The sequence below is a fragment of the Tolypothrix bouteillei VB521301 genome (assembly GCF_000760695.4).
Taxonomy (GTDB): Bacteria; Cyanobacteriota; Cyanobacteriia; order Cyanobacteriales; family Nostocaceae; genus Scytonema; species Scytonema bouteillei_A.
The window spans coordinates 6,356,630-6,369,745 of sequence record NZ_JHEG04000001.1; the positions used below are offsets into that span (position 1 = coordinate 6,356,630).

Genomic DNA, 13,116 nt, shown 5'->3' on the forward strand with positions numbered 1-13,116 from the left:
TTCTTGCTTGGGGATTTCCAAAGCTAATTTCCTTTATCCTCACCCTCTCTCAAAGTAGAGACCCCTTCTCTCTGGGGGAGAAGAACGGGGATAAAGGCAAAATTAGCACGATTTGTGACGCCAATTTAGAGTTAAGAGTTCAGTTTCTGGATTTAAGAACTTTACGAATTCTCAAAGAGCGTACTTTCTATGAAAGAAGTCATTAAGATGACCCAAAACACTGTATCCAACGTCAATCTAAACCCACGCGATCGCTATGATTTTTGGGCGGAATCTTACGACAAAAGCACCGCCAGTTTTGGGTGGACAGCACCGCAATTTCTGCTCGAAGCCACAATACATCATGCACCCCCTGCGGGATTTTTGCAAGTGCTTGATGTCGGTGTTGGAACTGGACAAGCAAGTCTTCCTTATCTTGAAATAGGGGCTTGTGTCACTGGATTAGACGTATCACCGCAAATGCTGCAACAAGCTCAATCCAAATACCCCCAGTTTCACGCCCTGATCGAACACGACTTCAATCACCCACTCGTTGAAGCCGGTTTGCAAGCTCAGAGTTTTGATGTCGTCCTAAGCTGCGGAGCACTTCACTTTGCAAAGGATTTAAGTCGAACCCTCGCAGAGTTAAGATGGGTGCTTGCAGCTGGTGGAGTGCTAGCATTTACCTACATTCCTCCCCAAGGGCGAAAATTTAGCACAGCCGCATGTCTCTACGATCCAAACACTGTCGAGCACCTACTGCAGCAGCTCGATCTAACCGTTCTAGACCATCAATCATTTGTAGCTTACTATGAGGGCGGCGATTTCCAAGACCCCGTGGTCTATCAGCGAGTTGTAGCACGTTGTTCTCAACAAGGAATATCGCTTCCAGCCATTCTTCGGGATATAGACCGAACCGCCTGTGTCGATCGCTCTCGTTTGTTAGACCTTGTCAGTCAACCTTTAATGACAGGAACGCTCGCCACAGATTGGACATATGAATATACCAAAGTCCGTAATGAAAATCAAAATTTAGTTGAGACATTGCGATCTCAACTTAAAACGGGACAAGTCAAGCCAAGACATCTACCATTACCGAAGACCACAGGGGAGTCAGCGCGTCAGGGAAAGCCAGAATGTGATGTATTGGTACTTATGCCACATCCTGATGATGAATCAATCTATGCTGGTGGGACAATCGCAGCCCTAACAGAAGCAGGAAAGCGAGTGAGATTGGTTGTCGCAACAGATGGTGCAGCAGGACGTGGAGGCGAACACTCAAGAAGAGTTGAGCAAAGAGCATTAGAACTGCGCCGTGCAGCTGAATGTCTCAATATCGAGCAAGTAGAATCCCTGGGATTGGTTGATTTTGGCAAATATCGAGATGTTTCTCGGATGCAACCGACAACAGCCGCCGATGCACTGCAAAGATGGGAACTCGATCCAACGCTAGCGCTTCTCGTGCGTACAATCCGCAAGCACCGCCCGCAAATACTCTTAACACTGCATCCAGAGGTCGATCCAAACTATTCGCTGCACGGACACCATCTTGGTTTGGGAGTTGCTGCTCTAATAGCATTCCACCTAGCAGCCGATCCGGGCTTTATCGTTCCAGAAGCGACTCACTTGCTTCCCTGGGCGATCGAACAGCACTATACAATGGTTCCCACCCATCATCAGGGTTCTAATATCTTGCGAGTTGAAATCGATCGCCAACAGAAACTGAAAGCATTATTTGCTTACGAGTCACAGCACTACTCAACCCAACGCTTGATAACAGACTTGAAAACAGACACTCCTAGTGCAAGCTTCGAGACTCTCCAACTCTTACAAGCGCGATGTCATGGAACTTTAATTGCAGCCACTGTGTTGCGATCGCATCCAAAGCTTCACAAACTGGCAATTAACCGAGACTGGGTGTCTGCATACAAAAATCTGCGTCAGCGTCTTTATCCAAGAGAAGCATTAACCAAACTATTACAACAACAAGCCGAATGCTGGGGGTCATCAGAAGCAGCCTTTGCCAACATCAAAAAACTCTCTCATCCCCATACAGTTGCAGTCGTGACAGGACAGCAAGTGGGTGTTTTTGGCGGACCTGCTTACACCCTTTATAAAGCACTCGGAGCCATTCAACTAGCCCAGCACTTGACAGTGCAAGGAATTCCTGCAGTTCCCATCTTTTGGATGGCAAGTTACGATAGTGACCTTGATGAGGTGCAGCACGTTCAGCTATTAGCTCATCAAACCGAACCAAAAATACTCAGCCTGGAATTACCCGTTACCCAACGTTTAGTTGGTTCTACCCCTTTAGGAGAAGGCATTCATGCTCTATTAAAACAGATAGAACAAACACTCGCTCAACGCCCTCACAGTCAAGAAGTCGTTGCAGCCCTACAAACCATTTATCAACCAGGAACCACCTTTGCAGAAGCCTTTGCTCGTTGGTTGAGCTTGCTGACAAAGGAATTTGGGCTGATTGTCCTCGATCCATCAACTCGTGAATTTGCCGAACTTGCTCGTAATGCGATCGCAAAAGAACTCTTTGGTGATGAACGTTCTCAAATACCTCTGACTCGCGCCCGCCAAGCATTAGCCGAGCGGGGGCTTTCCGAAACTATTCCCACAGATCGCGATGTGCTGCAAGTCTTTTTTGTAGATGCAGATGGAACTCGCAGACGCATGCTTCCAGCCAAGGAAGGCTTTGCATTGCAAAACAGCAAGATTCATCTCACTGATGATGCAGTCAGAACTTTGTTAGAGCAACAACCCGAACGATTTACACCAAGCGCCTTATTACGTCCCATTTGTCAAGATACAGTCTTACCCACCATTGCTTGCGTTGCAGGTCCCACCGAACAGCAATATTTTGCTCAACTTAGGGAAGTTTATACCTGGGCAAACATCCCCATGCCTCAAATTGTAACCCGTCCTTCATTTACGGTTTTAGATAGCACCATTTCCAAACAACTCGTTGATGCAGGAGGAACAAATTTATTGTTGTCCAGTGATGACCCTAGCAACCGTTTGGGAAGAGTCGGTCTTCCCGAAGAACTTCGGATTGCTTTTGACAAGTTAGAGACTTTGCAACAGCAGTGTTTTGCATTACGAACAGCAGCTGTAGTGGGTCAATCGATCGCTCAAGAAGCGATCGCCCTCAAACATTCTATCGAGCAATGGCTATCCACAACTGAGCCCATTCTGAAATCCTGGGGAGCAAAACGTCCTTTAGAGGCTTTTACACGTGCAAAAGTAGAGCTTCCTCCTCTTATAGCAACTGTTTGCTCGGATTTACAACGTTCCGGGAGCCGCAGCAACCCTCCTCCCACACGAAACGTAGTCGCCCTCGCTCAAACTTTATCCCGTCTGGAATCGACACTGATTCGCGAAGGAAGGAGACAAAATGCGTCTGGTCTTGCTGCTTTTGCCTGCATCAGCCCCAAAGGTAAACCTCAAGAACGCCATCTAAGTGTTGCGGAACTGATTGCAACACATGGTTTTGCGATCGTATCCCATCTTTTGCCCATCTCGTGTCCCGATCTTATTGAAACAAGAGTCATAACTGTCCACCATTCATAATTCAGCATATGAAGTTGTCGTTTGCTCGCGTTCCAAACATTGCTCCATATTTCAATAGCTCTGCGTATCACATTGCCTCAGAGATTGCATCAATGAACTACCCCGCCGTATAGACGGACGGGGTTTCTAATTCCCCGTCTGGCTCATGGTTGAGTTTTTGACGCTTCAACTGTCCAAGTTGCTTCATCGAGCCAGTATGCTTACGCTTTTTGGTCGAATCAGTAGAGCTTAGACATCCACAGTCTACGAGGCTAGTCCCTAACCCCGGTTGCCGATTCGTCGCAACGTTGTACATGACCATCACAGAACCTCTATCACGTGGTATTTCAAATCCACAATCTGAGCATACATGGTGACGATTTGACAATTCTGCCCAGTGTTTATGGATTTTCCCACAATTAGGACAACGTTGTGATGGTTTGATTTGTTTGGTAGGAAGTACAAGCATCAAGCCACCCTTTTGTTCTGTTTGGTTTCTGCTGTCTTATTTGCAGTGACCCCTTTCGTTGTGTTTGATATACTCTCGGCTTACGTTGTCTTTTTCTTGATAATGATGCTACTGGCATTAAGATTAAGCCCACTGCAAGCACTTCTGACAACCCTTGTTCCCGATGCTCGTCGCGGTTCTCTCATGAGTTTGGTGGTGGCGATCGGACAAGTAGGCGGTGGGCTTGGGGGTGCGATCGCAGGAGTCGTCTACGCACAAGTTGGTTATTTAGGCAATGCTATCTTATCGGCATTGGCAATAACCGCAACTGGAGTTGTGATTCTGTCGAGTTTATCTGAACCCAGCTTGAAAGAAGATTGCTCTTAAACTGGGGTTGTTGTAACCGAAGGGGAATACAGGCAAGTATACAACGCGATCGCCTCCCTCTAAACTGAAATACAATAAACACAAACACTGACTGCTAAGAATTTGGTTGATTTAATTATTCCTTTGTGCTCAAAAATTTTCTTTCCTGAATATTGGGTTGAAAGAACAAAATCAGGGGCATTTCGGACTCTAAAACATATTCTTAGATATTGTGACGATATTGAATTACAGCAGCAACGCTTAAGTCAAGTTGCAGAAATTAATTAATGTAATCCGAATATATTTGTTGTAATTTACAAGACGAGAAAAACCTGATTGTGCTTAAACAACCAGGTTTTTCAAATTTATAGTAATTTTAATGCTAATCAAGTACACACCATCTGCGGTTTATTACATATCTAGTAAACCGCACCAAAGTCTTACTTAACAATGCTTGAAACAGTTGCTATTTCAGGCTCCCCAAAATGTGGAGAAATAAAATCCTTTGCGTATATCCGGGGATTCTCTTGAGCGATTTGGACATAAGATTGGCGTACCTGAGTGTTTACCGCAACAGTTTTCATATCGTACAATTGCGTAGCCAACTTGGGATAAACCCCAATGCCAATAATCAACACCAGAAAGCAAGCGGCGATAAACATTTCACGAGGTTTGGCATCGCTGTATGCTGACTCAGCAGGTAACAGACAGTCTGTTCCAAAGCAAGCAGTTCCTTCATCCTCCTGATTCTCGAACCCTGCATTGTTAACATCACAGGTGAGTTTTGCACCAGTTCCATAAAATACCTGCTTCAACATGGAAAGCAAATAGATTGGCGTCAATATAACTCCCACTGCGGCTAAGAATACCATCACAGTGCAGAAAGTCGGACTGTAAATATCGCTAGTGGTGACACCCACAAAGACTTGAAGTTCGCTCACAAAACCGCTCATTCCCGGTAAAGCTAGGGAAGCCATCGCACCGGCTGTAAATAGAGCAAAAACTTTGGGCATGGCTTGAGCAATTCCACCCATACTTTCCATCGCCATCGTGTGAGTGCGATCGTAGGTAATGCCAGCCAGGAAGAATAACACTGCAGCAATCAAACCGTGAGAAAGCATTTGGAGCATTGCACCACTCACTCCCACATCGGTGAAGGAAGCAATACCCAACAGCACAAATCCCATGTGAGAAACTGACGAATAAGCGAGGCGACGCTTCATATTATTTTGGGCAAAAGAGTTCAAAGCGCCATAAATAATATTGATAACACCCAATGTTGCCAGCACGGGAGCAAAGTAAATGTGAGCATCTGTCAGCAACTCTAAATTGAGACGAATCAAACCGTATCCGCCCATTTTGAGCAAGACACCAGCCAAAATCATCGATACAGGAGCAGAAGCTTCACCGTGAGCATCTGGTAACCAGGTGTGCAAGGGGAAAATTGCCAGCTTGACACCAAAAGCAATCAGCAATCCCGCGTAAAGCAAAAGTTCTAAAGCAAGAGGATAATTTTTTGCACCAAGTTCGACTATGTCGAAGGTCAAATTATCTCCATAAAGAGCCATTGCCAGACCAGCTACTAAAATAAAAATTGAAGCAGCTGCGGTATAAAGCAAGAATTTAGTAGCGGCATAGCGACGTTTTTGACCGCCCCAAATAGAGACAAGCAGGTAGACGGGAACCAGTTCCAGTTCCCACATGATGAAGAACAGCAGTAAATCTTGGGCAACAAACACCCCAATCTGAGCGGCATACAGCACCAGCATCAGAAAATAAAACAAGCGAGGCTTCAAATTAACTTGCCATGCGGCAAACATTGAGAGCGTCGTTACCAACCCTGCTAGCAGTACGAGGGGAACAGATATTCCATCGACTGAAACAGCCCAACTCAAACCTATCTGAGGCAACCAGGCATATTTCTCCACGAGTTGAAAAGTCGCACTGCTTGCATCGTAATGCTTCCAAAAGGTGTAGCACATCAGAACAAAATCCGCGATACCCACACCGAGGGCATACCATCGCACTCGTTTGCCGTCTTTATCAGGTAGCAATGGAATAAGCGTAGAAGCAACGAGTGGCAACAGGACAATCGCGGTCAGCCAAGGAAATCCATCCATCATCATGGCGTTGAGCAAAAATACTTATTGGGGAATATTACTATTGTATTAAACTCTGTAAAAATTCCTCATAAAACTTTACCGCAGCTTAGTATAGATGAAATTTATATCTAAAGATAGAAGAATTCATATAACAAAGAAGACTTATTAGCCGCCAATGACCAAGACCCCTCTCGTTCCGGTGGCTCCAGTGGAGAATGCAGATCTAAGTGGTCATGTACAATAGATTATTTAATTAAGAGAGGGAACTCCGAACAGGAAACGGGCAACAGTACTGGAGTACAGCGATTTCAATGGCTTGCAAAAATATCTATATATTGTTGCGTAAGTACTTGGAGGCTCTGCGCCAACCCAATCGCTAAATGGAAAGGTAGCCCGCCAATGACCCGTGCAAAGGTCATCGGTCATTGGTCGCTGTTGGACGCTTGCGAAATACTCCAGTCATATTAATTCCGGTAATCAGCATTGCGGCTAACCCCAAACCAACTAAAATCACGTACAATACTCGAAGATGCGGACCCAAATACGTCCCCTGGTGAATTCTCAAAAGAAGTGCGGTTTGTTCCCCAGGCATACCGAACCAATTTCTACCCAATCTGTACAAAATTCCCGTTAATGCACTGACAGCCAAGGGCAAAAACGTAATGGGAGCAAGAATGCCGTGAATTTTGCGAAAATCAAGCTTTGATGCTTTTGGCGAAGGGAGATTTTTTCCAAATAATCCGGTCATGCTCAAACCAGTCACAATCATACCTATCAGCCCCAAACCAACTAAGAGCACGTAAATAGGTACTAATGGTTGACCGAGATACTCACCTTGATGAATCACCATTAAAAAATCGGCTACTTGATTCGGGATATTAAACCAATATCTTCCTACACGATAGGCAATTCCAGTTAAGGCACTTGCTAATAGTGGTAGGAAAAGAATGGGAGCAAGTTTTCGATGAATTTTCCGAAAATTGAATTTCATTGATTTTCTCCAAAAATCTTTAAGAGGATGTTTGTAAAGTCTATCGTTGTCTCAAAATCTCTCCCTAAATCTCTTGAAAACGAGGGAGAAAATAACTTTTTTCAGGAGACTTTATGAGGTTCTAAAATTTTGGATACCTCAGCAAGCACTTTTAAAACATTCTCTAATAAATATAGAAACCTTAAATTCTTTCTAAAAAATTTTCGGTGGGATGGACAATTGTCAGCAAAATTAAGAAGTCAGCTATTTCGAGGGCAGAGGGCATTCATGTAATCCCCACAAATAAATTAAGGGGCTTTAAACCATCTGGCAGAGAGAAGTTGCAAGGAGGAGCCAGCCACGTGCGGGGGTTTCCCCCGTTGAGTGGACTGGCGTTGGTTTCCCTCCGGGCAAACTATGTCCTTACGGACACGCTTCGCGAACGGAAGCACAGATGACTTACCTTTGTCTAAAGAATAAAAATCTTTCCTTCTGCCATCTGCCATCTGCCCTCTGCCTTTCTTCTGGTAATATGTCAAATAGAATCTCGGACATTGATTGCTTATACATCAACCCATTTCCGAAGTAGATTGGCATGGGTTTTGCTAATTAAATCAAACTCTGGGGTTTTACCATATTTCTGAAATATCACTTGCCGAACAGTCTCTAAATCAAATAAAATTTCTCGTTCTGCGGAGTCGCGAATCAGACTTTGTACCCAAGATATAGCTGCAAGTCTTATACCATCAGTTACTGTTTCGACTCGATGTAACGTTGAAGATGGATAAACAATCATCGAACCTGCATCCAGTTTAAAAGTTTGTTCTCCCAAAGATGTATCAATGACTAATTCTCCACCCCCATAACTTGACGCAGGACTAAGAAACAGAGTAAATGACACATCAGAACGAGTGAAAGTTCCATCCCCCATCAGTGCGTTATCAGTATGGGAACCGTAGTACATTCCCGGTTCATAACAACTAAATATGATGGGTTGAATAATTTTAGGTCTGACTGTTGCTTGAAACAAAGGATTGCGTTTTAGTGCCTGCGTAACAATTCCTCTCATCTCTTGTGTGAGATCATTGTTTGGCAACTGCATATTATTCTTGACTAACTTAGCGTGCCATCCTGCCGTGTTTTTACCATCAATAAATTCAGCATTCTTAAGCTTTGAAACAAGAAAATCTAATTCATCAGAAGTGAGAACATTATCAATGCAAAGAATCATATGTTGAATTGAAAATAAGGGCCAATCAGCTTTCGCTGCAATTCGTAATTCGTAATTTGTAATTATGAATTACGAAGTCGCCCGTTGACCTAATTATTTACCTTTACCACTTTCACCACCTTCACCACCTTCACCACCTTCACCACCTTCACCACCTTCTGTAGGTGTTGCAGTTGGTTGAGTCGTTGGCGCTGTTGTTTGACCACCTTCGCCACCTTCACCGCCTTCACCACCATTTTCAGTTGCACCGCTACATGCACTGACGGTAGCTGCTAAACCCAAAGAAAGAAATAAGGCGATCGCTTTTTTGGAACCCATGGTCAGATTCTCCCGATTTTATAATTTGCATCATTTGCAATTTCTTTCAAAATACAGCAATGCAAAACTTTTTTCTATGTATAGGATAGGAAAAGGGGTTAAGGGTTAAGGTTTTTTCATGGTTACCTCCGCACGCGATCGCAAACTAGAGGCGGAGCCCCTAGCTATACATTCCCACGGGGAGCCACCAGAACGAGACCAGCACTCAGCGGTCGGTGGTTACTGCTCATCGGTCATATTTCCTTAAGAAAAACCTCGTCTTCGCATAGCCCCACTGTACTCAACTACAATGAAGATAGTGTTTGTTGAGAATTGTATAGTTAGGACAAGCTGTCATGGCTCCTGCCGTTTTCATTGAAAATTTAAAAAAAAGCTACGGCACGGTGGTCGCCGTAAAGGACGTTTCCTTTAAGGTAGAACCGGGCGAGATTTTTGGTTTGCTTGGTCCCAATGGTGCAGGGAAAACAACAACTTTGCGTTCTTTGTGTACTCTCACCACTCCCGATGCTGGAAAAATTGAGGTTTCTGGTATCTCTGTATTAGACAATCCCAGAGCGGCGAGGAAACGCTTGGGTTATGTTGCTCAGGAAGTTGCATTAGATAAAGTTCTGACAGGAAAAGAACTTTTACAACTACAAGCAGCACTCTATCACCTACCAAGTACAGTTGCCAAGCAGCGCATAAACACAGTGCTGGAATTACTTGGCTTGCAGGAATACGCCGATAAAAAGACCGGCACTTACTCAGGCGGTTTACGCAAGCGTTTGGATTTAGCAGCAGGATTGCTCCATGCACCAGACGTCTTAGTTTTGGATGAACCAACAGTAGGACTGGATATTGAAAGCCGTTTTGTCGTTTGGGATTTCTTGCAAAAGTTACGCCAAGCGGGAACAACAGTAGTCATTACCAGCCATTATCTCGAAGAAGTTGATGCTTTAGCCGATCGCGTGGCGATTATTGACCGAGGTGTGGTCATTGCGACTGGAACACCATCCGAATTAAAAGATAGAGTGGGAGGCGATCGCATTACTTTACGCATCCGCGAATTCTCACCCATCGAAGAAGCAAATATTGCTAAAGAACTACTGCAATCGCTGCCTTTTGTTCAAGAAGTGATTGTCAACAGCGCTCAAGGGAACTCCCTTAACTTAGTAGTCACACCGCAACAAGATGCTTTAATTACCATCCAGCAATCCCTAAATTCGTCAGGGTTACCAATTTTTGGTATAGCCCAATCTCGTCCAAGCTTAGACGATGTCTACCTAGCAGCGACGGGAAGAACCCTAATGGATGCAGAACTTGCAGCCGTTGCAACTCGCGATCCAAAAGCTGAGAAAAAACAAAATATGAGATAGAAAATAGCTAATGGCTAATAGTTAATTTTCTATTAGCAATTAGCAATTAGCAATTAGCAAGCAATTATTATGAGTGGCACTGTCTTACCTCCAAAATCGGATATCAACTGGCAACAAGTCGTATCACCTCAAAGTTATGCCGATGCGTCTCCCAATGTGTTCAATGAATTTGTTCAAGAAACTTTAGCTTTAACTCGTCGCCTGTTTATTCAACTGACTCGGCGTCCCTCAACCTTAATTGCAGGAATTATTCAGCCAGTGATGTGGTTGGTATTGTTTGGCGCGTTATTTCAAAATGCACCAAAAGGGATTTTTGGCAATACAACAAATTACGGTCAATTTTTAAGTGCTGGGGTTATTGTTTTTACAGCATTTGCTGGAGCTCTCAATGCCGGTTTACCCGTGATGTTCGACCGAGAATTTGGTTTTTTGAATCGGTTGTTAGTTGCACCTCTAGCCTCTCGGTTTTCCATCGTTTTAGCTTCAGCAATTTTTATCATCAGCCAAAGCTTGATACAAGCAGCTGTAATTGTCACAGCTGCGGCTTTTCTTGGTGCGGGCGTCCCCGATCTTGCAGGGTTGGGAATTATCACCTTAATTGTCTTCTTGCTTGCACTCGGTGTCACTGCTATCAGCTTGGGCTTGGCTTTTGCCTTACCCGGACACATTGAACTGATTGCAGTTATTTTTGTTAGCAACTTACCGTTGTTGTTTGCCAGTACCGCCTTGGCTCCTTTATCATTTATGCCGGGTTGGTTACAAGTTGTCGCTGCTCTCAATCCCCTCAGCTATGCGATTGAACCAATTCGCTATCTATACGTCCATCAAGATTGGGGCTTAAACAGTGTAGTCATGCATGCTTTCTGGGGTGATGTTACCTTTGGAAGTGCATTACTTGTATTGTTTGGCTTTGCTATTGTCGCACTATTGAGTATTCAACCTCGATTGCGACAAACTCTGGCATAAGATAAAAAGTATGAAGGGTAAAGGATAAAGGATAAATAACTCATCCGTACTTGATTCTTTATCTTTCATACTTCATCCTTCATACTCGACACTTTTTATGAAAACTCTGTCTTTACCAATAAAAGGGCTGATTGCTATAGCTGTTGCAGGCATGAGCTTTACTACCATCCTAGGGCAACAGTTTACCCTAGCGGATACGGGAAGAAGTATTTTGCAAGATCTCGATCCACAACGAGGTAACGATCCGTTGGGACCTCGTTCCGATGAAGTTGATAATTTGGGTCTTTTCGATCTCATTCATCGATTTAATCAAGGCAGTACTGTTTGGGATTCAAAACAACAAGACCAACAACTCAATGATGCTACTGCGGAATTCAGGAAAAAGCAGCAATACCTGCTGCAGCAACAAGGAGCACAACAACAAAACAAACCAGTCCTTCCAGTGACCAACCAGCAGTGATTGGCGATCGCCAGCCAAGTCCAAAAAACCAAAATATTGCCAACAGAACCTGTAGAGACGCGCCGTAGCGCGTCTTTACTTTATATTTTTCTGGAAACAGTTACAAACCCAATGCAGTCAAAACATCGCTGGCATGGGTGGATGTATTTACACTAGAATCAACGTGAATGATTTTACCGTTACCATCAATCACGTAGGTAACGCGTTTGGCATAACCACCACCATCGACATCATAAGCATTCACGAGAGTTTTTTGGGTATCAGCAAGTAGTGGGAAATTCAGATTGTATTTTTGGGTAAATGCCTGATGGGAAGCCTCATCATCCACACTAACTCCCAAAACTACTACGTCTTTGCCCTGATACTCGGTGCTGGCATCCCTAAAACTACAAGCTTGCTTGGTGCAACCTGGGGTGTCATCTTTGGGATAGAAATATAAAACCACTGTTTTGCCCTTGAAATCAGACAATGAAACGGTGTTACCGTTTGTGTCTTTAACGGAAAAGTTCGGTGCATCGCTACCAACTGCTAAAGGCATAGTGTGAGTGTTGCTCCTAAATACAGAGGTTATTTTTCTTAGCAGGGGTCATTGTAACAAATTTTATGTACTTCTTTTAAGGTAATAGTTTGAACTGTTGGTAGGAAATGACCTTGCAGAACTCCCCAACAGAGCCTTTGTAGTAAAATAAAATATGAGTATCTCCTAAACTAGTCCTCTAGTGCTGCTTGTGTTGCGGCCATTAGATATCTCTCAGTAAAGAAAATAGATCGAGAGAGCAAGAATGTCTGTTACCAATTCCCCAAGCCCTAAAATCTTTACCTACCCTCGTAAAACCATAGAACGAGCAGAGAGAGCGCTAGTGTGTTCTCCATTTCAGCTTAATTTGTTTGAAACAATGCTCTCTCGCAGTGTAGCACTCAGTGAGATAACTGGTAGTACAGGTGTCCAAAAGGGCTTTACAAAACGGTTGGCGTCAGAATTGTCCGCAGATAACGATCTGGTCTGGCTGATTCAAGTGGGTGTATTGCGCCGAGAAGTAGATGGTCAGGGAATTACAGATAGCTTCCGCCTGACTCCTTTGGGTCGTCAGTTAGTAAAACAATGCCATCAGACACCTTGGAGAGCTCCCTCATGGAGCGATCGCCTTTATGATACTGCAATTCGTTGGTTGAAATTACCCTTGTAATACAGTATGCAGTTAACTGGTTATTGTTAATTGTTGGGAGTAAAGGGGAACAATAAATACGGAAGCTGTAACTTCTTTCATGAAGTCTTTACCATTGCTACCCGATTATGTTGGTGTTTAGTCAATAGTCAGAGTCAGTTGACTATTGACCATTGACTATTGACCATTGACTACTA

General features: G+C 44.0%; 13 protein-coding genes. 7 read left to right on the plus strand and 6 right to left on the minus strand.

Going from position 1 to position 13,116, the window contains the following annotated elements:
• The first annotated feature begins 189 nt into the window (after positions 1–189).
• A complete protein-coding gene (gene bshC, locus HC643_RS25690) occupies positions 190–3,558 on the plus strand; it encodes a bacillithiol biosynthesis cysteine-adding enzyme BshC (RefSeq protein WP_050046867.1) in 3,369 nt (1,122 codons plus the stop codon).
• 97 nt (positions 3,559–3,655) lie between these two features.
• On the opposite strand, the gene HC643_RS25695 is transcribed toward bshC, so the two are convergent.
• Positions 3,656–4,006, minus strand: a complete 351-nt coding sequence (locus tag HC643_RS25695; RefSeq protein ID WP_038083321.1) for a zinc ribbon domain-containing protein — start codon at positions 4,004–4,006, stop codon at positions 3,656–3,658.
• A gap of 60 nt (positions 4,007–4,066) precedes the next feature.
• Between HC643_RS25695 and HC643_RS25700 the strand changes: the two genes are divergently transcribed.
• Positions 4,067–4,372: a hypothetical protein gene (locus HC643_RS25700; RefSeq protein ID WP_336604383.1), complete on the plus strand. Its 306-nt coding sequence runs from the start codon at positions 4,067–4,069 to the stop codon at positions 4,370–4,372.
• A 419-nt stretch (positions 4,373–4,791) separates the two neighbouring features.
• Here the strand turns inward: HC643_RS25700 and HC643_RS25705 are convergent, their stop codons facing one another.
• From HC643_RS25705 to HC643_RS25720, 4 genes are all read right to left on the minus strand, one after another.
• The gene (locus HC643_RS25705; protein ID WP_038083313.1) at positions 4,792–6,477 is read right to left on the minus strand and encodes an NAD(P)H-quinone oxidoreductase subunit 4; all 1,686 of its coding nucleotides are present in this window, start codon (positions 6,475–6,477) and stop codon (positions 4,792–4,794) included.
• 391 nt (positions 6,478–6,868) lie between these two features.
• Entirely contained in the window at positions 6,869–7,444 is a 576-nt protein-coding gene (locus HC643_RS25710) for a PepSY domain-containing protein (protein WP_038083310.1), read from the minus strand.
• A gap of 541 nt (positions 7,445–7,985) precedes the next feature.
• On the minus strand, positions 7,986–8,654 hold the full coding sequence (locus HC643_RS25715; protein WP_038083304.1) for a Fe2+-dependent dioxygenase: 669 nt from the start codon (positions 8,652–8,654) through the stop codon (positions 7,986–7,988).
• Between the two features lie 93 nt (positions 8,655–8,747).
• The gene (locus HC643_RS25720; protein WP_038083302.1) at positions 8,748–8,972 is read right to left on the minus strand and encodes a hypothetical protein; all 225 of its coding nucleotides are present in this window, start codon (positions 8,970–8,972) and stop codon (positions 8,748–8,750) included.
• Positions 8,973–9,090: 118 nt separating this feature from the next.
• Here HC643_RS25720 and HC643_RS42195 point away from each other — a divergent pair, with 118 nt between their 5' ends.
• The 4 genes from HC643_RS42195 (at position 9,091) to HC643_RS25735 (ending at position 11,753) form a co-directional block, all read left to right on the plus strand.
• The gene (locus HC643_RS42195) at positions 9,091–9,219 is read left to right on the plus strand and encodes a hypothetical protein (protein ID WP_272899781.1); all 129 of its coding nucleotides are present in this window, start codon (positions 9,091–9,093) and stop codon (positions 9,217–9,219) included.
• Between the two features lie 88 nt (positions 9,220–9,307).
• Positions 9,308–10,327: an ABC transporter ATP-binding protein gene (locus HC643_RS25725; protein WP_038083299.1), complete on the plus strand. Its 1,020-nt coding sequence runs from the start codon at positions 9,308–9,310 to the stop codon at positions 10,325–10,327.
• A gap of 69 nt (positions 10,328–10,396) precedes the next feature.
• Entirely contained in the window at positions 10,397–11,293 is an 897-nt protein-coding gene (locus HC643_RS25730; RefSeq protein WP_038083296.1) for an ABC transporter permease, read from the plus strand.
• A gap of 97 nt (positions 11,294–11,390) precedes the next feature.
• Entirely contained in the window at positions 11,391–11,753 is a 363-nt protein-coding gene (locus HC643_RS25735; RefSeq protein ID WP_038083294.1) for a hypothetical protein, read from the plus strand.
• A 100-nt stretch (positions 11,754–11,853) separates the two neighbouring features.
• Here the strand turns inward: HC643_RS25735 and HC643_RS25740 are convergent, their stop codons facing one another.
• Positions 11,854–12,291: a peroxiredoxin gene (locus HC643_RS25740; protein ID WP_038083291.1), complete on the minus strand. Its 438-nt coding sequence runs from the start codon at positions 12,289–12,291 to the stop codon at positions 11,854–11,856.
• A 244-nt stretch (positions 12,292–12,535) separates the two neighbouring features.
• Between HC643_RS25740 and HC643_RS25745 the strand changes: the two genes are divergently transcribed.
• Positions 12,536–12,940: an Npun_F0494 family protein gene (locus tag HC643_RS25745; protein WP_050046866.1), complete on the plus strand. Its 405-nt coding sequence runs from the start codon at positions 12,536–12,538 to the stop codon at positions 12,938–12,940.
• Positions 12,941–13,116: the final 176 nt, after the last annotated feature.